The sequence below is a fragment of the Ruegeria sp. Alg231-54 genome, from assembly GCF_900143525.1.
Classification (GTDB): Bacteria; Pseudomonadota; Alphaproteobacteria; order Rhodobacterales; family Rhodobacteraceae; genus Ruegeria.
In genome coordinates this window covers 322,738-344,021 of record NZ_FREZ01000003.1, presented here as the reverse complement: position 1 = coordinate 344,021, position 21,284 = coordinate 322,738, and the positions used below count along the sequence as shown (strand labels likewise).

Genomic DNA, 21,284 nt, shown 5'->3' with positions numbered 1-21,284 from the left:
ATCGTCATGGAAATTTTTCCCGCACTTCTTTCGGTCATAACCGACCCCAGTTTGCTGTTTGCCATCGTGCTGGCCGCAGCTGTGGGCATGGTCGTTGGGGCCACGCCCGGTCTGACCGCATCGGCGGCGATTGCCATGCTGCTGCCCATCACATTTTACATGTCGCCACTATTCGCACTCGCCTTCCTGTATGTGATAGGTAAATCCGGTCGCTATGGTGGCTCGATCGCGGCTATTCTGTTCAACACGCCGGGCACTGCAGCCAGTGCCGCAACACAGATTGACGGCTATCCTCTTGCACGCGCCGGTCAGGCCGGAAAGGCGATGAAGGTCGCGACTATTTCATCAGTCATCGGTGACTTCATGGGGGATATCCTGCTGGTCGTCGGCGTCGGTTTCATTGCGGCTATCGCCCTAAAGCTTGGCCCGCCAGAAACCTTTGCGATCTACTTTGCAGCCTTCGTGGTCATCGGTTCGGTCATTGGCAGCTCAATCGTCAAAGGATTGGCATCTGCCCTGATGGGTATCTTGATCGCCATGGTCGGATTGGACCCAATCTCAAGCGAAGAGCGCTATACCTTTGGCTCGTTCGATCTGTCCAACGGGATTGGCCTTGTGCCCCTGATGATCGGTGTATTCGTTTTGGGCGAGGTCTTTGCCCAATTGGAAACGCGCCGCAAAGCAACCGGTGAAACCAAAGAAAATGAAAGCACGGAAGACGGCAACAGCCTGACATGGGAAGAGTATAAACCTTGCTTGCCTCATGCGTTCCGTGGAGGTTTCATCGGTGCAGGTATCGGTGTGCTCCCAGGTTTGGGTTCGGCTATTGCGGCCTTCATTTCGTACGGTGAAGGCAAACGCCGCGCCAAAAACCCCGAGAAGTGGGGCAAGGGCGCGCTGGAAGGTGTCGCAGCACCCGAAGCCGCAAACAACGCGGTGTCGGGTCCGTCGATGGCCCCGCTGCTGACGCTGGGCATTCCGGGTTCGACGATTGGTGCAATCCTTTTGGGTGTTTTCCTGATCCACGGCATCCAGGTAGGACCAACCCTGTTCCTGACCGACAAAGAACTGGTCTACAAACTGTTCGCCTGCGGGATGCTGGGTATCGTGGCCTATGGTCTGATCGGTTACTTCGGTGCCACTCAGGTTGCACGAATTATCCTGAAGATTCCGACCAATGTCCTGTACCCGCTGATCTTCCTGACCGCGTTTGTCGCAGCCTATTCTGCACGTGGATCAATGTTTGACGTCACGGTCATGACCTGTGCGGGCTTTGCTGGCTGGCTGATGCGGAAATACGACTTCAACGTAGCGGCATTTGTCATTTCGTTCGTGCTGGCCAAAGGTGCTGAAGAGACATTCCGTCAGTCGTTGCTGATGTCGGATGGTGGCGCTCTGATCTTCGTTGAACGTCCAATCGCTTTGGCTTTCCTGGTCATCGGCGCAGGGGCAATTGCCTTCCGCGTCCGTGGGATCATGAAAGAGCGCAAGATCGCAAAGGGAGCGTTGGAAGATGCTTGAGCACTCCCTTTACCGCGACTGCTTTTCCAGCGCCGATATGCGGTCCGTCTGGTCGGAACACGCCACGATCTCGGCCTGGTTGATGGTTGAACAGACGCTGGCCCGTCACCAGGCGCTGGAAAACCAGATTCCGCAAGAGGCTGCAGATGCGTTGGACGCGGTGTCAGTCTGCAATCTGGATACCGAACGGTTGCACGAAAACATGATGCTTGTCGGGCGCCCGATCGTTGGTCTGGTCGAACAATTGCGAAGACATGTCGGTGACCATGCAGAAAAGGTCCACTATAGGGCGACAACGCAGGACATTATGGACACTGCACTGGCCCTGCAAATGAAGATCGGTCTGGAGCACATCCAGACCGGACTGCAAAGACTGACCACCGCTATTGAGCAACACATCGATCAGCTTGGTGATACTATCATGATCGGTCGCACGAATGGACAGCATGCCTTGCCTATTCGGGCTGAAACCAAACTGACCGTCTGGAAAGTTGAACTGCAGCGGCGTGCACAAGCGTTGGAAGAAGCAGCCGTTCGCGGACTGAATGTCCAGATGGGTGGCCCTGTTGGGGATCTGCGCGGATACGAAAACGGGACCGGACATCGCATCAAGGAAGGCGTGGCAGCCACTTTGGGTCTGAATGTAGTTGAACCCCATTGGCAAAATGCCCGTGACGGGCTTGCCGATGTTGTAACTGCGCTGGGAGGGCTGTGTGCGACGCTGTGCAAGATCTCGCATAATGTCAATCTGTTGTCCTCATCTGATATTTCCGAATGGTCCGAGGTGCATGAAGCCGGTAAAGGCGCATCTTCGGCTATGGCGCACAAACAGAACCAGCGCGCGTCAGAATTCGGAGAGGCCGTCGCCCGGCTTGGACGACAGCGGGCCGAACAGATCGGCGAATTCACCACCCATCAACACGAACGTTCGGGTGGTATGTGGATTGGCGAATGGATCGTCATCCCAGAGACGTTTTTGCTGACATCCGGCGCTTTGTCATGGGTCGAAACTATTTTTGCGAACCTGGTTGTGGATTCTGAATCCATGGCCCGCAAGATTTCAGACTTTGAGTATAGCACGGCAGGGAAAACGCACTGAAGCGATAAGACTGGTCATATCACCGCTCTTTTATCGAGCGGTGATTGACGATGCGGGATAAGATCACTGGGTCCTGCGCCTGAATTGGGGCTTTCGCTTTTCCAGAAAGGCATTCATGCCTTCTTGTTGGGCCGGCAATCCATAAAGCGCGTGATACATCTGCCGCTCGAACCGCACACCCGATTCAAGTGTGCTTTGGTCGGCCATGTTTACACAGGTGCGCGCCATACTGACGATATCATCAGCATAATCCGCAATGGTTTCGGCCACCTCTTGCGCGGTGTTCAAAAGGGTGTCCTGCGGGACAACCCGACTGACCAGACCCATCTGCAGGGCCTCTGACGCGTCAATCATGCGCCCGGTCAGGATCATGTCCATAGCTCTGGCACGGCCGACCAGCCGTGTAAGCCGCTGCGTGCCGCCAATTCCGGGAATGCAGCCGATTTTGATTTCGGGTTGACCGAATTTGGCAGTGTCCGAGGCCAGAATGACGTCACACATCAGCGCAACTTCACACCCGCCGCCCAGGGCATAGCCACTGACCGCTGCCACCTTGGGCAGGCGAAGCGCCGCAAACCTGTCCCATTCGGCAAAGTAGTCACTTGCCTGCATGGTCGCGTAAGTTTGCACCGCAAGCTCGCCGATATCTGCCCCGGTGGCAAAAGCACGATCATTGCCCGTGAGGATCAAGCATCCGATGCCGGGGTTCTTGTCGAATTCGGTGGCGGCGGTTAGGGCTTCGTGCATGAGTTGCGTGTTCAACGCGTTCAGCTGATCAGGCCGATTGAGGCGGATCGTTGCGACCCGCCCCCGTGTTTCAGTTTCGATTGTCTCAAACATGATCAGCTATCCCAAATTGCGCCATAGGCGGGAATGCCAAGGCTTTCCAAGTCATGCACAACCTTGCGGGTCAGCTTTTGGTTCGAGATCACGATAACCGCTTCGGCCCCGCTGTCGCGAACGGCTTGCAATGCCAAGGCCGAAAGGTTTGGTTTGCCATCTTCGTCGGTGTCCCAGATCAAAGGCTGCTCGGTATTTGCTTCGATCTCGTCAACCAGCGCGTCACCATAGGTTTTGCGCGGGCTTCGGGTGGACCAGATCAGGCGGTTCGGCACCTCTTTGGCCAGCAGATGCGGCAGGATCGGCCCAATACCCGAACCGGTGCCCACATACACCACCTTTTTGAAAAGCACCTCGATCCGCGCCACACCTGATGTCGTAATACCTTTGACCCAAACTTTGTCTGGCGGATTGTCGATAAAACGCCCGGTCCAGTCCCCGGCGCGGCTGATGGCCAATCGATAGCCCGACCGGTCCGGAGCGGGGATATTGGCGAAAGAGTGATACTCACCAAACGGGGTGTGGCTGATCGCGTTCGAGCTGCCGGGGAATGGCGTATCCCCATAGTCAAAATGCGCAATTACCGCGTGGTTTGACGGCTTTTCAATCCTGACATCGACGCGTTTCAGTGTCAGCCACGGCGACAGGATCGACAAGGTGATCAGGCAGAGCATCCAGAAGGCCGGGCTGTGCAACAACATGCCCCCCATGTCATTTATGATCGAGATCGTCTGCGCCCAGAACAATCCCAAAACCGTCCAGCCGGCAAAGCGGTGCGTTTTCTCGAACGCATTGTGGAACCGCGCGCGGATCGGGCCGAGGGCCGATATCACCATCAATGTCATCAAGACGACCATTGTCGCGCTCAAGCCCAGTGTCAGGTCTGAGGGCACGGCGGCTCCGTTGGTGCGGTTCCAAATTATCGCAAACAGAAGAAAGCCGAACCAAATGGCCCCAGTGACGGTGCCGCCGGAATGCAAACCGCCAAAGTGGAACACCTTGCCAGCCCCCCAGCGGATCCATAGTGGCCATGATGTGGGAATGCGTGTGGCCAGCCAGAACAGGGCGTTGACCACCCGCTGTTGCCGGATCAGGATGCCGAGGCTGACGTTGATCAGCGCCATATCCCCAATCGGGCCGAGCGTGAATGCATTCTCATCGAACCAAGCCCCATCGCGCAATCCAACCACTAAGACGGCCAGGTTCACCAATGCAACAAGCATTGCCAGGCGGCGGTATTCCATCAGGGCCGGGTGGCGGGTCACCCGCCGCCAATTCATGCCGCCTGTGTCAAGATTTGTCGTCTGCGTCGTCATCAGTTCAACTCCGCACCAGTTTTCGCGATATGGTTGCGCGCCAGATCCAGCAAGAGACGCTTGTCCAGCTTGCCGCGCGGAGTGCGAGGCAGCGTGTCCATCGGGACCACAACAGCGGGGCTGCAGTAGTATGGTAAACGATCCGAGACGGATTGCGCCGCCTGCTTGGGGCAGGCCGACAACGGTGAGATAAAGCTGACCAGATTGCGGCTGTCATATTGCAAGGTCACAGCCTGCTGACAGCAGGGCGAGGCCTCAAGCGCGGATGTAACACCGTCCAGCTCTACCCGGAATCCGCGCACCTTGACTAAGTCGTCAACGCGCCCGAAATGCTCAAGCTCACCGGTCCTTGTCCAGCGTCCCAGATCACGGGTGCGAAACATCATATGCCTCGGCCGAAATGGGTCGGGTTGGTAACGCTCGGCCGTCAGTTTGGGGTTGGCGAGGTAACCGGCTGTGACGCAATCGCCGCCAGCCCACATCTCGCCCTTTTCGCCGATAGGCAAAGGGCGCAGGTTTTCGTCCAGAACATAAACCGTGTTGTTCGGTGTTGGGCGCCCAATCGACAGAAACGGTTTGTCGGGGTCATGCGGCTCGGCCGTATTTATGATGGTGGTCTCGGTCGGACCACAGGAATTGTAGAAGGTGCAAAAGGTTGACCAACGATCGGCAAGCGGTCGGGGGCAGGGTTCGCCTGCTACGGCGACAGCTTTGACCTGCGTGCAGCGGGTCTGGTCCAGCGCATTCAGGATCGAAGGCGTGGCGATCAGCACATCCACCTTCTCGGCCGTTTCCTGAAACGATTTGCCACGGATCACCAAAGTTGCGCCATTGGACAAAGCGCCAAGGATCTCCCACGCGGCCATGTCGAATGAGATCGACAGGATCTGTCCGACCCGCAAGCCCGGTCGCATCCCTAGATCCCCGGGGGCGGTCAGCAAGATATTGGCCAGGTTCCGATGGCTAACTTGTACGCCGTTTGGAACGCCGGTTGTGCCGGACGTGAACAATACCATCGCCAAATCGTCGGGGCTGGCCCGATAATCAGGGCCGGGGGCCGGGGCGTTCAGCATCGGGTCGAACATCGTCGTATCAATTGTGATCAGGGTCTGGTCCAATCCAACGGGGATTTGATCAGCCAGTTCGCTCAGGCTGAGGATGATTTTTGCACCAGTTACATTCGCAACATGGCGTAAGGTTTCCGTCGGCGCGACACCGACATGTTGCGGAATATAAGCGGCCCCAAGCTTTATGGCGGCGACGATACCTACGACCATTTCGACCGAACGATGCAAGAACAGGCACACCGCGTCGCCGCGTTTCACGCCATGGGCGCGCATGACATTCGCCAATCGGTTCGAGGCCTCGTCGAGCGCCTGGTAGCTAAGGTTATGGTTCGCACATTCCACCGCGGTGGCATCGGGCTGAATCAGCAACGTCTGGCGCAGCGCGTCGGCGATGGTGGCATGGCGGGGCGGAACCTGCGGCCCCCAGCCAAAGGATAGAAACAGCTTTTGATCTTCGGGGCTGAGCACGTCCAGCGCACCCGGTTTTTTTGTGCGGGTAAAATCGGTTTGAGACAGGGGGGGGTAGTTTGTCTGGGGATCGGTTGCGATAAGGTGCATGGCATTCTCCAGTTCAAGAAGGGGTCACACCTTAGTGATAATGGGAAAAATTCCCATTAAAGGTCACATTCGATCACATTTTGAACACGAAAGCGTTGAATTCGTTAATTCTAGGAAAATGTTATCAACTACCAATCCGTGACGAGTGCCCAAATGTCGAATGATCCCAAACCTCCTCTTGAAACCGCGCTGTCTGCGTTGCTGGTCCCACTGGCGCGGGCAATGGTTGCGCATGGGGTCACGCTTGGCTCCGCGACCGAAGCTCTAAAACTGGCCTTGCTGACGGCAGCTGAGCAAAGCACGGACGGAAAGCTAAGCGACAGTCACGCCAGTCTGTTGACGGGTCTGCATCGCAAGGATGTCAAAAGGCTACGCCACATCGACGATGATGCCCCGTTGAAGCGCAGTTGTAATGCGGCGGCATTGGTCATCAGCTATTGGTCGACGACGCCCGAATTTCTGGACGACTTGGGCGCGCCTCGGATTCTGAGCCGTAAAGGCGACGCAACTGGGCCGGGATTTGATGATCTGGTGCGGCGTGCGCGTGTGGACATGGCCCCAGGTACCGTTCTGGAAACCTTGGTCGTTCAAAAAAATGTGGAACAGGTCGGAAAAGGCGAGCTTCGCCTGTTGTCCCAAGCCTTTCTTCCTTCAGTTGGTAGCGCTGAACAAGTGGCGGCCTATGAGGCGACGCTGTCTGCGCATTTGGCAGTGGCAACACAGAACCTGCTGGCAGAACCGGATGCCCCACGCAATTTTGACCGTGCGGTGCGGTATTCTCATCTGTCGTCAGAATCGATTGAAGAGTTGCGTCAATTCTCGTCAGACCGGGCGCAAGCACTGCTGCAAGAGATCAATTCCCTGGCCCGCGAGCTGCAGGATAAAGACAGTGATGGCGATCACAGCGGTCGATTTGCAGCGGGCGCTTTTGTCCTGCCCTCGCCGCAGAAAGCGCAAAGTAGAAACCCGAAAGAGGATGAGTAAGTATGGGTGTTTTTTTTCGTGTGCTCGCGGCGTTTTTTTTGATGTCTTGGCTGCCTGCTCCGATTCAGGCCGAAGACAAAGGTGAAACTGATCGTGAAGGTGGCATTATCGGCACCGGTATCGTGGGCACGATCACCCATCTGGGCAGCATCCATGTGAATGGGCAGCATATTCTGTTCGATGGCCAGATGCTGGTTGCCGACTCGGTTCCTCTGATCACTGCGGGCGAGTTGAAGCCGGGTCATACCGTTGCGGTTGTTGTAACTCAGGAAAATGGCGGGTGGCACGCAAAACATATCCGTCAAGTCCTGCCTCTGGTCGGACCAGTGTCCAGCGTGCAGGACGGCAAGATATCGGTTCTTGGAACTGAAGTTGCGTTTGAGCGGCGTGAGGACATTCAGGTCGGCGATTGGGTCGCGATCAGCGGATTGTGGCAAGGTCAGTCTGTGCGCGCTTCACACATCGAAAGACTGACAAACACTGGGCACGAAGTGCGTTTGTCGGGCACATATCTTGGGCCTGACCTTCAGGCCCGGACTGTGATCGGGGCAAGCGTTGTCAGTGGGCTTGAGCCGCAACATCTGTCGCCGGGTGATCTTGTCCGGGTCGTTGGACAGCCAACACGCGACGGGATCAGGGCCGAGCGTCTGGAAGCCGGGCTGTTCGCCGAGGCCGTTGGCGTTGTACAGGTCCAGGGCTATTACTCGGAACCCCAGCCCGGCGGGCTGTATACGGTGCTGGGAAGTGGCTTGATTGCCTATAGCGATCAGCCTGAGATGATAGACCCGAACACCCGTGTTATTCGCTGCGGCGATGGCAGCGGGCTGGTGAATGTAGGCAGCATAGGTGTTTTCGCTCAGCTGGGATGCTGAAACGTGAACTCTGGTTTTGGCTTTCGGGCGACGCGTTTGATCCGGGAGAGTTTGGTCGTGCCCTCAATCTAATAAAAGGGTCTGATCCGTGTGGATTAGGCCAGAGTTTTGAAAGCACGAAAGCGTTTCAGAAATGAAACGCGAGGTGACTTGCCCCAAAGGCAAAGCTGAACTTATCGTCGCAGATAGGATAAGCGCCCTGCGGGCAGCGCAGGGTAAAACTCTGGGAAAGCAAGTTTTCGAGAAGGTATACCAGATGTCTGAAAGCACCCCAACGCGTGATGTCGTACTTAGCCAGGCGCAATCCGACAAATATTGGGAGGATGGGTTTCTTTTCCCGCTGACCATCTTTTCCGAAACCGAGGCCACCGAAACCCGCGCTGAGCTTGAGCGGATAGAACAGGACTGGCTTGAGGCGGATCTGCCCTTGCCGTTGAACACCTATAAACGGGTAAACGCACATCTGGTGATGCCGCTTGCGGCGCGTGTCGCGACGGATCCCCGCGTATTGGATGTGGTCGAGGGCGTATTGGGGCCGGATATCATGGTCTGGTCAGCTGAATTCTTCATTAAAGAGCCGGACACAGCCCATACCGTCGGAATGCACCAGGATTTGACCTACTGGGGTATGGGTGAAACCCCGGATCAAGTCACCGCCTGGATTGCGCTTTCGCCGGCAACGGTCGAAAGTGGATGCATGGATTTTGTGCGCGCCAGCCACAAGAACCCGATCCTTCCGCATAACGATACGTATTCAGACACCAATCTTCTGTCGCGCGGACAAGAGGTTGCAGTGTATGTCGCCGAGGAAGACAAGACCCACATCGAATTGGCACCGGGGCAGATGTCCCTGCATCACGGGCTGACGATCCACGGTTCAGGTCCCAATCAATCGGGCGACCGGCGAATTGGTCTTGCGATCCGCTATCTCAACCCGAATGCCAAGCAGCTGGTGGCCGAGAGAGACTATGCCATGCTCGCGCGCGGGCAGGACGGCCAAAGCAACTTTGTTCACGTTCAGCCACCAGCCGAGTTGTTTTCTGCCGATGCGCTGGCGCTGTATGAAAAGGTTCGCAGCGATCAGAGCAAAGCGCTTTCGGAAGGCGCAAAGGGATCGGTGCCTCTGTACGCGTCGACCTGAAACTTTTGCGCAGGCGTGGGTCTGCTCATGTGAAATCAAAGCCCGACCGCGGCGCAGGGTTGCATTCAGGAGTTTATTGCTGTTTCAGAGGCTGCAAAAAGCAAATCAGATATTCTCGGATCGCGGCTATGACAAAAACAGCATTGGTGACTGGTATTACAGGGCAGGACGGATCTTATCTTGCTGAGCTTTTGCTGGAAAAAGGATATGAAGTCCATGGGATCAAGCGCCGTGCATCTTCGTTCAACACACAGCGCATTGACCACATTTATCAGGACCCGCATGTGCCCAATCCGCGCCTGCACCTGCATTACGGTGACCTAAGCGATACATCGAACCTGACGCGCATCATTCAAGAGGTTCAGCCGGACGAGGTGTATAACCTTGGCGCTCAGTCCCACGTGGCGGTCAGTTTTGAATCGCCGGAGTATACCGCTGATGTCGACGCGATCGGTACGTTGCGCCTTCTCGAGGCGATCCGCTTTCTGGGTCTTGAGAAAAAGACACGCTTTTATCAGGCGTCCACGTCCGAACTGTACGGATTGGTCCAAGAAACACCGCAACGCGAAACAACGCCGTTTTATCCGCGTTCCCCTTATGCGGTGGCCAAGCTGTATTCCTATTGGATTACAGTGAACTACCGCGAAGCGTATGGCATGTATGCGTGCAACGGCATCCTGTTCAATCACGAAAGCCCACGCCGGGGCGAAACCTTTGTGACGCGCAAGATCACCCGTGGTCTCTCCAACATTGCCCAGGGTCTTGAAAGCTGCCTTTACATGGGCAACATCGACAGCCTGCGCGACTGGGGGCACGCCAAGGATTACGTCCGGATGCAATGGTTGATGCTGCAACAGGACGCCCCCGAGGACTTTGTTATCGCAACGGGTGTACAGTATGCGGTGCGGCAATTCATCGAATGGTCTGCCGCTGAACTGGGCGTGACGCTTGAATTCTCAGGTACAGGCGTCGATGAAATCGCGATGGTCAAATCCGTCGAGGGCGATAGTGCACCTGCGTTGAAACCCGGCGACGTGATCATGCGCATCGACCCGCAATATTTCCGCCCGGCCGAAGTGGAAACATTGCTTGGCGATCCTTCGAACGCCAAAAACAAACTGGGCTGGGAGCCGGAACTGACGGTTCAGCAGATGTGCGTTGAAATGATCACCGAGGACCTGAAGACAGCCAAACGGCATGCCTTGCTGAAACAGCATGGTTATGAATTACCGGTCACGCTTGAAAATGGCTAACGCAGGGGGCATGCGCAAGATCTACGTCGCCGGGCACCGCGGCATGGTCGGCGGCGCAATCCTGCGTCGCTTGCAAGACCGTCAGGCATCAGGTGAGGCGCTGGAACTTGTAACACGGACCCGTGCGGAACTTGATCTGACCAATCAAGCCGCTGTCGCCGATTTCATGCAAGCCGAGCGCCCAGACGTTGTCATTCTGGCGGCGGCTAAAGTCGGCGGTATCCATGCCAACAACACCTACCCGGCTGATTTCATTTACAAAAACCTGATGATCGAGTGCAACGTGATCCATCAGGCGTTTGCCGCGGGGGTCAAAAACCTGCTGCAGTTGGGCAGTTCCTGCATCTATCCGCGCGCTGTGCCGCAGCCAATGCGCGAAGATGCCCTGCTGACAGGTGTGCTAGAGCCGACAAACGAACCCTATGCCGTGGCAAAGATTGCCGGAATCAAGCTGTGTGAAAGCTACAATCGGCAGTACGGCCTGGACTATCGTTCCGTGATGCCGACAAACCTGTATGGTCCTGGCGATAATTTTCACCCTGAAAACAGTCACGTCCTACCCGCCCTGATCCGCCGATTTCACGAGGCACGCCGGGATGATCTGGAAGAAGTTGTCATCTGGGGCACAGGTAAGCCCCGGCGCGAGTTTCTGCATGTTGACGACATGGCTGAGGCGTCTTTGTTCGTAATGGACCTGCGCCGTGCTGCATATGAGGCGAATACCCAACCCATGCTGAGCCATATCAACGTGGGATGTGGTGAAGATATCTCAATCGCGGAACTGGCAGCGATGATTGCAAAGATCACCGAGTTCACTGGGCGGATTACGCAAGACGTCAGCAAGCCGGACGGTACCATGCGAAAGCTGATGGACGTTTCCCGGCTGGCCGACATGGGATGGCGCGCGACTATCAGGATCGAAGACGGTATTCGCGAAACCTATGCCTGGTTTCTAGAGCAACCCGAGGCAGAACTTCGCGCGAAGTGACCGCCCGGGCACAGATCCGGGCAGTCTGGCGGATCAGAACCAGCGGCCAATTGCTATGGCCGATGGTGGCAAGGCCGCCGCGTCGGAAGCGGACGAAAGAATTTTGTACGCGGCCTGAGTGTCGGTCGGTCCATCAAACCCGATAAACCTGCCGATTGAACCTCCGCTGCCGCTGAGTGCCGGCGTCGTGCCCGCAGCAAAAGCAGTTGGAAAATCCCATGTTTCCGACGAGCTTGCATACAGTGCACCTTCTGTGTTTGTGCATGTCGTTGCATCCAGTGAAGCGGTGCAAATCTGGGTACCATCAGCAAACCGGACGAAATCACCACTCGGTGTGACTCCTCGTTCAATCACAGCGCCGGTCGGGGTTCCGTCACTTTGCGTGACCGCCCCCAAAAGATTTCCGGGCCCATAGCCATAGTCAGCCCGCATCAGGCGGCCCGCAGTTGTGTCTTCCGCGCTGTTTTGCACGGCCGTGCCAGAGGCCACCCCGGACGTTGGATCAAAGCTCGGCGCTTCGGGCCAATTGTTCCCATCCGGCGAGACCTTGATGGAAAAGCCTGTGCTACCGGACAGACCCATTTCCGCATGTCCGGTCCAGTTGGATTGAAACAAAAGGGATGCGGTCTCACCCGTATTTGCCTTGTTGATCTTCAGTTGATGCCCGGCACCCTCGTGGCTTAGCAAGGTTGCCGGCGCGCGTACTGAAAGACGATCGGTCGTGTCGTGCCCGGTGGCAATTCCGACGCCTGGCAGGTTCTGCGTCGTGGTCGGGGGTTCGACCCATGCTGACCCGTCCCAAATTGTCAGACGATTATTCTCTTGGTCCCACGCGCGCCAGCCCGATTTGGGCGTTATGAAATGCCAGCAATTGTCTAACCAAGCTGCAAGTTCTCCCGCATGATCCGACCAATCGCCGGAGGGCGTCGACCCAAGGGCATAAAGCTCACCCTGCGCCGGAACTGCGGGCGGGGTCGAGGCATTAGTAGACTCAATTCAAAGCTGGACGACCAGATCAAGGCGTCTCTGGGCTTCATTATGCGTGACGTGCTTTTGCGCTTGCGACGATTGCAGGAATGGCAGGTTCAATTTGGGCGAACTTTGGGACAAAGGGCATTCTCCGTTGGCTGTCTGAACGACAATTGCGTTGCGCGCCAGACTGCCGCGCCTCACATGAATCCCGCCTGACCGATACGAACGCTCGGTTAATGCCGTGCCAACACTTCGCGGGAGTGAAGGTCTGCTCAATTGCCCCCAGGGCTTTTCATCCACATCGAAAGAAAAAGGCAAACTGCAATGCCCGCAGTTTGCCCTTAAATCGATGCCGTTTACCTCGTCGTCAAGGCTGCAATCTTGGTTACTGAGCTGCCTGACCCGTTGCGACAACGTCGTGCAGGTATTTCTGCAAATCCTCTCGAAGGTCATCGCGCGCCAGCGCAAAGGCGACGGTCGCCTGCAGGAAACCCGCTTTGGACCCGCAGTCAAACCGCTGGCCGTCGAATTTGTACCCGAAGACCGGGACACCGTTTCTGATATCTTCGGCGATTGCGTCGGTCAGTTGAATTTCGCCGCCACTGCCCTGCTTGTTCTGATTGAGGTTATACAGCACCGACGGACGCAGAATGTAACGGCCGATTACCGCCAGATTGGATGGTGCTTCCTCGGGTTTCGGTTTCTCGACCATGCCGCGCGCGCGCACGACTGTGCCGATGTTATCGCCGACATCTAGAACGCCGTAAGAGCTTGTCTTTTCCGAGGGAACTTCCATGGTGGCAACCATATTGCCGCCGGTTTCTTCATAGGCTTCTATCATCTGCTGCAAGCAGGGCTTATCCCCCGCGATGACGTCGTCGGGCAGCATGACCGCAAATGGTTCGTCTCCGATCAGGCGGCGTGCGCACCATACGGCGTGACCCAAACCCAAAGCTTTGTGTTGCCGGATATAGGCGATTGCCCCGCTTTCCATGTTGGTCGCATTTAGCGTTTCCAACAGGTCGTCTTTGCCCTTTTCCTTAAGCGTTTGTTCAAGGATTTGGTTGTGGTCAAAATAGTCCTCAAGCGCCGATTTTCCGCGGGACGTTACAAAAATGAATTCGGTAATCCCGGCCGCCCGAGCTTCGTCGATTGCATATTGAACTAGCGGGCGATCGACAAGGGTCATGATTTCCTTAGGTACCGATTTTGTCGCGGGGAGAAAGCGAGTACCAAGACCCGCAACCGGAAAAATCGCCTTTGTGACCTTACGTGCCATGCTACCTCTCAGCAAAAAGTCTTGTCCGTATGAAAGTGTTTTGTCGACGCCACCTCATAGTGTGCGCAGCTAGAACAATCAACGCAAGTAGGCAGTGCCGGTCTATTGGGAGAAATCGTGCTACCGTTGAAATAGCAAGTCCAAACGCTCAACTCATGTGGTTAAGTCATAGCTTCGAAAGTTTCGGTTTAGGGGGTAAAGAGGATGAATATGCGCGCATTAGGCAGAGTAGGGAAACAAAATAGAGTCGCTGAAACACCCAAAAACTGCCCCGAAGGCAATTACTTGCTTCGGGGCAGGCTGGTTTATGCCTTTGCCATGATCGCCTCGAGCGGGTCGTGCTCGGCCACAAAATGATTGGGCTTCACTTCACTCAACAGAGGAACATAGTCATTTTCACCAGCCGCCAGACGACTTGGGAGGAAACGCAACGCGGCTTTCGGATCCATCGGTGAGGGCAATTCGCCCGGCAGTTTCAGGCGCGTGCGGCTGCGCTCCACGTCCGGGTCCGGAATTGGCACGGCCGAGATCAGCGATTTGGTGTAGGGGTGGATCGGATCAGAACAGATCACTTCTCCGTCGCCCAGTTCCACGATCCGGCCCAGATACAGCACCATGATCCGGTTAGATACCGCTCGTACAACCGACAGGTCGTGACTGATGAAGATCATCGACAGACCGAACTCCTGCTGCAACTCGCGCAGCAATTCCACGATCTGCGCCTGAATTGACACGTCCAGCGCGGACACTGCTTCGTCGCAGATGATCAGCTTGGGTTTGTTGATCATCGCCCGTGCAATGCCGACGCGCTGGTTCTGACCGCCCGAAAGCTCGTGCGGATAGCGGTTGATCATGTTGGCCTTCAGGCCGACCCGTTCCATCATTTCGGCAACCAGTTTCTTGCGTTCACGCTCCGTCAGGTCAGGGCGATAGGTCTTCAAGGGTTCCGCAATTGAGGCCGAGATGGTCATACGCGGATCGAGGCTGGCCAGCGGATCCTGGAACACGATCTGCAAGTCCTTGCGGTACTTGTTCAACTCGGCCCTTCTAAGACCGACAATTGGATGGCCCAGCCAGCTAACATTGCCCGCGCTGGGTTCGATCAGCTGCAGAACAGCCCGTGCCAGAGTGGACTTTCCGCAACCGGACTCGCCCACAACCCCCAATGTTTCGCCCTTGCGGATGTCAAAACTGACACCATCGACGGCTTTCAAAGGTACTTTGTGCCCAAACAAACCGCCCGAGACGTGGATTGGGAAGTGCACTTTAACGTCGTCGACTTTCAGTAGCGGCTCATCGACTTTTTCCAGCGCCTTGGGTGCGTCACCGGCGTCGATGCGGGGCATCGCGGCCAGCAAAGTCTTGGTGTAGTCGTGTTTAGGCGCCCGGAAGATTTCGCGCGTCTCGCCGGCCTCGACGAATTGACCCAGTCGCATGACCTGAACGCGGTCGCACATGCGTGCGACAACGCCCATGTCGTGCGTAATCAGCGCAATCGCGGTGCCTTCGTCCTTTTGCAGGCGTACCATCAGGTCCAGAATGTCGGCCTGAACGGTTACATCCAGCGCTGTCGTCGGTTCGTCCGCGATCAACAACTTTGGATTACACAGCATCGACATGGCGATCATGACCCTTTGGCGCATGCCGCCAGAAAGCTCATGCGGATATTGGTCCAGACGCCGTTTAGCCTCAGGGATGCGTACACGGTCGAGCCATTCAAGACAGCGCGCCCGAGCAGCCGAACCTTGCAGCCCTTCGTGAACCTGCAGAACTTCGCGCATTTGTTGGCCAATACGCAGGTGCGGGGTCAGGGCTGTCAGGGGATCCTGGAAGATCATGCCGACATCGTCGCCACGGATCTGGTTCAGCTTGTTCACTGGCAGGTTCAGAATTTCCTGACCGTTCAGCATGGCGGAACCGGTCGCCTGCCCGGCAGGTGGCAGCAGGCCCATCGCTGCCATAAATGTCTGGCTTTTGCCGGACCCGCTTTCACCCACGATACCCAGGCATTCGCCGGGATTGATGTCAAAACTGATGCCTTTTACGGCCTCAACAACGCCGTCGGCGGTGTTGAACTGGACGCTCAGGTTTTTTACGGAAAACAGGCTCATATCAGCGATCCTTCGGGTCCAGAGCGTCGCGCAAGCCGTCACCAATGAAGAACATGGTGATGATGATTGCGACGTAGAATGTCAGTGGGAACAACAACTGCCACAGTGTGCCATAGCCCATCGTCCCGGCCCCTTCGGCGATCAGTCGACCCAGCGAAGTGTAGGGTTCAGAAATCCCAAGGCCGAGGAACGAGATGAAACTTTCAGTCAGGATCATCTCAGGCACCAGTAGCGAAGCATACACAATCACCACGCCCAGAAGGTTGGGCAGGATATGGCGGTACATGATGGTGAATTCGCTGACCCCAGCGGCGCGTGCGGCCTCGATGAACTCTCGGTTCTTCAGGGTCAGGGTTTGCCCCCGGACAATTCGTGCCATCGTCAGCCAACCAACCGCACCAAGTGCGATGAACAGCATGACGAATGATCGACCCGCAACAACCAGCAACAGGATGATGACCAGAGTTGCCGGAATGGCCAGCAGGATATCGACGAAGCGCATCATTACGCCATCAGTACGGCCACCGATATACCCTGCAGAAATACCGTAACATGTACCGACGATCAGGGCGGTTGCGGCACCGATCAGACCCACCAGCAGCGATGTCGTCGTCGCCTGAATGATGCGGCTGTATAGATCGCGCCCCAGATCGTCGACGCCAAAGAAATGTCCGGTCTCTGCCGACGGCATTCCCATGCCGCGCACGTCGCCCATGACATTCCAGTCGATTTCCTCGTTGCTCCAAACGGCAAAGTAGGGGCCAATGATCGTGAACAAAACGATCATAGCCAGAATGAATAGGCTCGCCATGGCCGCCTTGTTGCGAACAAAACGCATCCGTGCGTCCTGCCAAAGTGAACGCCCCTGAATGACCGTGTAATCGGTGATGTCTTCGGCCAGGTGGGCGGCTTTTTGTGATTTACCAAGCATTGCCAGCCCCTCAGTAACGGATTTTTGGATCGAACCAGGCATAGGCCAGGTCGGTCAGCAGGTTTACGAGTACGGTAAGGACGCCATATAGGATAGTGACACCCAACAGCACCGCGTAATCACGCGACAGCGCGGAACCCACATAGGCCTGCCCCAGTCCACCGGTCGAAAAATAGATGTCCACAAAGACCGAACCGGTCAGTACGTAGACGAAAACCGGACCCAGATAAGACACGACGGGCAGCAAGGTTGGTTTCAGTGCATGGCGCCAGATCACCGTTCTTGTCGGCAGACCTTTGGCGCGGGCAGTGCGGATAAAGTTCGAGTTCAGAACTTCTAGCATCGATGACCGCGTGATCCGCGCAATGGACCCCATGTATGAGGTCGCAAGCGCGATAACGGGCATGATCAGGTACGGCCACTGACCGCCATTCCAGCCACCGCCCGGCAGCCATCCCAGCCACAAGGTGAAGGTCAAGATCAGGATCGGACCCATGATGAAGTTCGGCAGCGCCTGCGCTGCGATACCCAGGCCAACAGCCAAATAGTCGATCCAGCTGTTGTGCTTGATCGCCGCGGCAATCCCCAGCGCGACTCCGACGGTTGTTGCGACCAGAAAGGACAGCGAACCGTAGGTCAGCGAGATCGGGAAACCTTGCGCGATGATATCATTCACGTCCCGGTCCTTGAACTTAAAGGACGGGCCGAAATCAAAATGCACGACGATGTTGTACAGATAGTCCCACAGCTGTTTCCACAGCGGTTGGTCCAACCCGTACCGCGCCTCGATATTGGCCAGAACCGCGGGCGGCAGTGGCCGTTCCGAGGTGAATGGTCCACCTGGCGCGAAGTGCATCAGAAAGAAACTTGCAACGATCAGCAAAAGGATCGTTGGGACGGCGATCAGCAATCGCCGGACGATATAGGCAAGCATTTGATGCCCCCATTATTGGCTTTGCCCCGGAATGAACCCCGGGGCAAAGCTTGGTCTAAGGAAGATTATTCGGCGGTTTTGTAGAGGTTCTTGGAATACCAGTTCTGCTCTACGTTTTTGACCGGCCAGTTACCGACATCGCTGTCCATCATGTAGACGCCAGCATAGTGATAGATCGGGATAACGGGCGTCTCTTGCGCGATGATACGCTCGACCTCGGTGTAGAGAGGAGCGGCATCGTCAGAGGTTTTGGCTTCGGACAGCAGTTCATCAACGCGGGCGTTGTTGTACTTGCCGTCGTTATAGCCGGAATCCGACTGTAGCAGATCGAGGAAGGTCGAGGCTTCGTTATAGTCGCCACACCATGCGCCGCGTGCCATATCGAAGTTCTGGTTGCCACGCTCTTCCAGAAAAATTTTCCATTCCATGTTGGCCAGCTCGGCATTGACGCCCAGCTTTTGCTTCCACATCTGGCTCAGGGCCACGGCAACTTTTTTGTGCGCTTCCGAGGTGTTGTAAACCATCTCAAAGCTCAGTGGGTTGTCGGGACCATAACCGGCTGCGGCTAGCAGTTCCTTGGCCAGTTCGTCGCGCTCGGCCTGCGACATGGCCGCCATTTCTACGTCTGGAACGTCAAAGCCAGCGGTTGCTGCCGGGGCAAAGGTATAAGCCTGCGGCTGCCCACCTGCCATGATGTTCTCGGTGATGATCTTACGATCAACTGCCAGGGACAGCGCCTGACGGACGTTCGGGTCCTTGAAGGCTTCGGGGCCACCATCGGACAGGTTGAACGTGTAATAATAGTTACACAGGCGCGGGAAGCTGATTGCTTCTTCCGGGTGCTCTTTTTGCAAGCGTGGGAACTGACCTGCGGGAACTTCTGTGCGGTCCAGCTCACCTGCCAGGTAACGGGTCAGCGCGACGTTTTCGTCGTTGATGACCAGTGCCACGACTTTTTCGATGATCGTGTTGTCGTTGTCCCAGTAGTTTTCGTTCCGCTCACGAACCGAACGTTCCTGCGGCAGATGCTCGGTCAGGACGTATGCACCGTTCGATACGATGTTTTCAGGCTTGGTCCAGGCGTCGCCAAACTCTTCGACAACTTTCTGCGGGGCAGGAAATGTGGTCGAGTGTGTAGTCATTTGTGGGAAGTACGGCAGCGGTGCGCTGAGCGTCACTTCAAGCGTGTGGTCGTCGATGGCTTTGACGCCCAAGTCGTCAACCGACTTGTCACCTGCGATGATTTCAGATGCGTTATCGATCGACATCAGTTCCATGAACCAAGCATAGGGCGAGGACAGGGCGGGATCGACGGCACGTTTCCAGGCGAAAACAAAATCGCTGGCGGTTACCGGATCACCATTCGACCACTTCGCATCGTCGCGCAGGGTAAAGGTGTAAACGTCTTTAGAGTCGTTGGTGGTGTAACCGGTGGCAACACCGGGGACCAGATTGCCGTCTTCGTCCTGGTTCATCAAGCCTTCGAACAGGTCACGCACGATCTCGGCGCCGGAAACATCTTCAACAACCTGAGGATCGACCGAGCTGTGTTCGTCCAGAATACGATAGGTAAAGGTCTGGTCATCCGCCAACGCTTCGCCGGTAGTCGGATGGGTTCCGGCGGCAAATGCAGCACTGGCTATCATGGTCGAGGTCAACAGCCCCGCAAGAGATGTACGAATATACTTGTTCATGTTTTTCAACTCCCGTTTTTTATTCGGCAACCCACGCGCATCCCTTCAGGATGGCTGAAGGCCACCATGTTTGTCCGACCCAGAAAGAGACCGGGACTGGTTCGAATTTTGCTTTTTCAGATCGCAATGAACACCGCGTCGCAGTCTTTCGGTTTGCAGTCGGGAACGTGTTTGCAAAAGTCGCCTTTCACTGAGGTCGAACGTGGCATTATTTCAAAAAAGGTTAAAGCCTTTGCCTGAAAATTGGGCAACCAGAGGTGGATTGTGAATGGAAACGGGGGTGCAGTGGAAATTTTATGTTGAAACTCGGAGGCTTCGTGACATTTTCGTGAAAGGCGACAATTTTCGTTTGGCTGTTGCCGTCGGGTCAAACAGCTGAGGGGGCTCTGGATCAGGGCGAATCGCTACTGTTTCAGGCTGGCCTTCATGCCCGCGTCAGGAAAGCAGGTCGGAGCCTGGCCGATCGATTCTTGCCAGCGTCCGATCGAGCGACGGGTTTTGAAACCCGGTAGGCCATCTGCTCCGCCCACGTCGTGTCCTTGTTGTTCCAGTGTGCGCTGCATGGCAGCGATATCGGATCGGTACATGGCGTCGATCTTGCCCCAGCGACCAGAAAAATCGCCAACGCCATATTGAATGCGGTCTCCGACGTGTCCAACGAACAAGGCATAAAGATCGCTTTTGTTGTATTCCTTGAGGACATAGAAGTTCGGCGTGACGACAAAGGCAGGGCCGTTCCGCCCTGCGGGCATCATCAAATACCCATCTCCGGCCAGTTCATGTTTTGGAAACGGCTTGCCTGACACGCGCGCAATTCCCATTGCGGCCCAGTCCCTAATGGGTCTGCCTTGGTCAGGACCTTCCAGTGCGCAGGATATGGTCTCAGGAACTATGACCTCGAACCCCCAATCTCGCCCGGTCCTCCAGCTATGCTGCGCCAGATAGTTCCCGATAGAAGCAATTGTATCTTCGGCTGAGGTCCAAATGTCAGCTTTTCCGTCCGCGTTTCCGTCGGCCGCATAGGTCAGGAAATTGGAGGGCATGAATTGCGGCTGGCCCAAAGCGCCCGCCCAGCTGCTTTTCATTGTGCCCGGCGGTGCATCGCCCGCCTCGGCGATTTGCAGCGCCGCGATCAGCTCTTTGGTAAAATAGTCAGCGCGGGTACTCATGAACCCTTTGGTGCCCAGCACCTGGAAGGTGTTGTGCCGAATGGGAACTTGCCCATAGCCGCTCTCACGACCCCAGATGGCCAGAATGATGCGGGCGGGCACGCCTGTTTCGGCCTCGACACGCGCCAAGGTTGCGGCGTGTCGCCGGGCCATCTGGCGCCCGACAGATGTCGCGCCCTGAACGGAACCCGCGTTGAAGTATCGACCCGGAGAGCCAAATTCAGCCTGTTTTTGCCGTTTCGGGGTTTTGATCGGTTGCCCTGGCGGCACCAGATCCGGCAATTTCCAGTTCAGCGTCACACCGTCAAACGCCTGTTGCATCGTGCGCCTGGAAACACCCTTGGCTCTGGCCTTTGGCCAGATGGTATCTTGCAGCCAAGACTGGAATTGTCTTTCAACCGCAGCACGATCTTGCGCGGTTGCACTTGTGGACAGGCACCAAAGACCCAGGACGAACATGATCCATCGCATCGCTTAAGGTCTGGCTTGGTCAAAGCCGCAAGTCAACAGCGGTTTTCCCGTGGTTTTGTCTGCGCCTATCCCCACCGTTGATCA

The 21,284-nt window shown here is 56.2% G+C and carries 17 protein-coding genes and 1 pseudogene; 7 read left to right on the top strand and 11 right to left on the bottom strand.

Annotation, left to right across the window (positions count from 1 at the left end; all coding sequences use genetic code 11):
• The first annotated feature begins 6 nt into the window (after positions 1-6).
• Together DHN12_RS08395 and DHN12_RS08390 are read left to right on the top strand one after the other, a co-directional pair.
• Positions 7-1,521 (top strand): tripartite tricarboxylate transporter permease, encoded by a 1,515-nt coding sequence (locus DHN12_RS08395; RefSeq protein WP_108859776.1) that lies wholly within the window; start codon positions 7-9, stop codon positions 1,519-1,521.
• Positions 1,514-2,620: a lyase family protein gene (locus tag DHN12_RS08390; protein WP_108859775.1), complete on the top strand. Its 1,107-nt coding sequence runs from the start codon at positions 1,514-1,516 to the stop codon at positions 2,618-2,620. The genes DHN12_RS08395 and DHN12_RS08390 overlap by 8 nt, the downstream gene beginning before the upstream one ends.
• A 63-nt stretch (positions 2,621-2,683) precedes the next feature.
• Here the strand turns inward: DHN12_RS08390 and DHN12_RS08385 are convergent, their stop codons facing one another.
• From DHN12_RS08385 to DHN12_RS08375, 3 genes are read right to left on the bottom strand one after another with little or no spacing between them, the layout of a single operon-like run.
• Complete coding sequence (locus tag DHN12_RS08385; protein WP_108859774.1) at positions 2,684-3,460, bottom strand: enoyl-CoA hydratase-related protein; 777 nt, start codon at positions 3,458-3,460, stop codon at positions 2,684-2,686.
• A 2-nt stretch (positions 3,461-3,462) separates the two neighbouring features.
• Entirely contained in the window at positions 3,463-4,776 is a 1,314-nt protein-coding gene (locus DHN12_RS08380; protein WP_108859773.1) for a hypothetical protein, read from the bottom strand.
• The gene (locus DHN12_RS08375; protein ID WP_108859772.1) at positions 4,776-6,401 is read right to left on the bottom strand and encodes an amino acid adenylation domain-containing protein; all 1,626 of its coding nucleotides are present in this window, start codon (positions 6,399-6,401) and stop codon (positions 4,776-4,778) included. The genes DHN12_RS08380 and DHN12_RS08375 overlap by 1 nt, the downstream gene beginning before the upstream one ends.
• A 153-nt stretch (positions 6,402-6,554) precedes the next feature.
• On the opposite strand from DHN12_RS08375, the gene DHN12_RS08370 reads away from it, so the two are divergent.
• The 5 genes from DHN12_RS08370 to DHN12_RS08350 all read left to right on the top strand — a co-directional run bounded on the left by DHN12_RS08370 (position 6,555) and on the right by DHN12_RS08350 (position 11,639).
• A complete protein-coding gene (locus DHN12_RS08370; protein WP_108859771.1) occupies positions 6,555-7,385 on the top strand; it encodes a DUF6502 family protein in 831 nt (276 codons plus the stop codon).
• A gap of 41 nt (positions 7,386-7,426) precedes the next feature.
• A complete protein-coding gene (locus DHN12_RS08365) occupies positions 7,427-8,257 on the top strand; it encodes a DUF5666 domain-containing protein (protein ID WP_159089995.1) in 831 nt (276 codons plus the stop codon).
• Between the two features lie 133 nt (positions 8,258-8,390).
• Complete coding sequence (locus DHN12_RS08360; protein ID WP_306418395.1) at positions 8,391-9,398, top strand: phytanoyl-CoA dioxygenase family protein; 1,008 nt, start codon at positions 8,391-8,393, stop codon at positions 9,396-9,398.
• Positions 9,399-9,526: 128 nt separating this feature from the next.
• Positions 9,527-10,651, top strand: a complete 1,125-nt coding sequence (gmd, locus tag DHN12_RS08355; RefSeq protein ID WP_108859769.1) for a GDP-mannose 4,6-dehydratase — start codon at positions 9,527-9,529, stop codon at positions 10,649-10,651.
• A gap of 10 nt (positions 10,652-10,661) precedes the next feature.
• Entirely contained in the window at positions 10,662-11,639 is a 978-nt protein-coding gene (locus tag DHN12_RS08350) for a GDP-L-fucose synthase (RefSeq protein WP_108859768.1), read from the top strand.
• Positions 11,640-11,672: 33 nt separating this feature from the next.
• Here the strand turns inward: DHN12_RS08350 and DHN12_RS24775 are convergent, their stop codons facing one another.
• From DHN12_RS24775 to DHN12_RS08315, 8 genes and pseudogenes are all read right to left on the bottom strand, one after another.
• Positions 11,673-12,326, bottom strand: a complete 654-nt coding sequence (locus DHN12_RS24775) for a hypothetical protein (RefSeq protein ID WP_234416584.1) — start codon at positions 12,324-12,326, stop codon at positions 11,673-11,675.
• Positions 12,327-12,431: 105 nt separating this feature from the next.
• Positions 12,432-12,635, bottom strand: a pseudogene (locus tag DHN12_RS24770) (DUF2793 domain-containing protein); the annotation flags it as partial.
• Between the two features lie 361 nt (positions 12,636-12,996).
• Positions 12,997-13,890, bottom strand: a complete 894-nt coding sequence (gene galU / locus DHN12_RS08340; protein WP_108859767.1) for a UTP--glucose-1-phosphate uridylyltransferase GalU — start codon at positions 13,888-13,890, stop codon at positions 12,997-12,999.
• Positions 13,891-14,195: 305 nt separating this feature from the next.
• Positions 14,196-16,001 carry an ABC transporter ATP-binding protein gene (locus DHN12_RS08335; RefSeq protein WP_108859766.1) on the bottom strand — a complete coding sequence of 602 codons (1,806 nt, stop codon included), beginning with the start codon at positions 15,999-16,001 and terminating at the stop codon, positions 14,196-14,198.
• A gap of 1 nt (position 16,002) precedes the next feature.
• The gene (locus tag DHN12_RS08330) at positions 16,003-16,932 is read right to left on the bottom strand and encodes an ABC transporter permease subunit (RefSeq protein WP_108859765.1); all 930 of its coding nucleotides are present in this window, start codon (positions 16,930-16,932) and stop codon (positions 16,003-16,005) included.
• A 10-nt stretch (positions 16,933-16,942) separates the two neighbouring features.
• Entirely contained in the window at positions 16,943-17,866 is a 924-nt protein-coding gene (oppB, locus tag DHN12_RS08325) for an oligopeptide ABC transporter permease OppB (protein ID WP_058274596.1), read from the bottom strand.
• Between the two features lie 65 nt (positions 17,867-17,931).
• Positions 17,932-19,560, bottom strand: coding sequence for a peptide ABC transporter substrate-binding protein (locus DHN12_RS08320; RefSeq protein WP_108859764.1), 1,629 nt, complete (start codon positions 19,558-19,560; stop codon positions 17,932-17,934).
• Positions 19,561-19,964: 404 nt separating this feature from the next.
• On the bottom strand, positions 19,965-21,188 hold the full coding sequence (locus DHN12_RS08315) for a lytic transglycosylase domain-containing protein (protein ID WP_373455752.1): 1,224 nt from the start codon (positions 21,186-21,188) through the stop codon (positions 19,965-19,967).
• Positions 21,189-21,284: the final 96 nt, after the last annotated feature.

Bases quoted from the DNA above. Each gene is read 5' to 3' on its own strand.
- DHN12_RS08395 (WP_108859776.1), top strand. From the start codon at position 7: ATGGAAATTTTTCCCGCACTTCTTTCGGTCATAACCGACCCCAGTTTG.
- DHN12_RS08390 (WP_108859775.1), top strand. From the start codon at position 1,514: ATGCTTGAGCACTCCCTTTACCGCGACTGCTTTTCCAGCGCCGATATG.
- DHN12_RS08385 (WP_108859774.1), bottom strand. From the start codon at position 3,460: ATGTTTGAGACAATCGAAACTGAAACACGGGGGCGGGTCGCAACGATC.
- DHN12_RS08380 (WP_108859773.1), bottom strand. From the start codon at position 4,776: ATGACGACGCAGACGACAAATCTTGACACAGGCGGCATGAATTGGCGG.
- DHN12_RS08375 (WP_108859772.1), bottom strand. From the start codon at position 6,401: ATGCACCTTATCGCAACCGATCCCCAGACAAACTACCCCCCCCTGTCT.
- DHN12_RS08370 (WP_108859771.1), top strand. From the start codon at position 6,555: ATGTCGAATGATCCCAAACCTCCTCTTGAAACCGCGCTGTCTGCGTTG.
- DHN12_RS08365 (WP_159089995.1), top strand. From the start codon at position 7,427: ATGTCTTGGCTGCCTGCTCCGATTCAGGCCGAAGACAAAGGTGAAACT.
- DHN12_RS08360 (WP_306418395.1), top strand. From the start codon at position 8,391: ATGAAACGCGAGGTGACTTGCCCCAAAGGCAAAGCTGAACTTATCGTC.
- gmd (WP_108859769.1), top strand. From the start codon at position 9,527: ATGACAAAAACAGCATTGGTGACTGGTATTACAGGGCAGGACGGATCT.
- DHN12_RS08350 (WP_108859768.1), top strand. From the start codon at position 10,662: ATGCGCAAGATCTACGTCGCCGGGCACCGCGGCATGGTCGGCGGCGCA.
- galU (WP_108859767.1), bottom strand. From the start codon at position 13,890: ATGGCACGTAAGGTCACAAAGGCGATTTTTCCGGTTGCGGGTCTTGGT.
- DHN12_RS08335 (WP_108859766.1), bottom strand. From the start codon at position 16,001: ATGAGCCTGTTTTCCGTAAAAAACCTGAGCGTCCAGTTCAACACCGCC.
- DHN12_RS08330 (WP_108859765.1), bottom strand. From the start codon at position 16,932: ATGCTTGGTAAATCACAAAAAGCCGCCCACCTGGCCGAAGACATCACC.
- oppB (WP_058274596.1), bottom strand. From the start codon at position 17,866: ATGCTTGCCTATATCGTCCGGCGATTGCTGATCGCCGTCCCAACGATC.
- DHN12_RS08320 (WP_108859764.1), bottom strand. From the start codon at position 19,560: ATGAACAAGTATATTCGTACATCTCTTGCGGGGCTGTTGACCTCGACC.
- DHN12_RS08315 (WP_373455752.1), bottom strand. From the start codon at position 21,188: ATGTTCGTCCTGGGTCTTTGGTGCCTGTCCACAAGTGCAACCGCGCAA.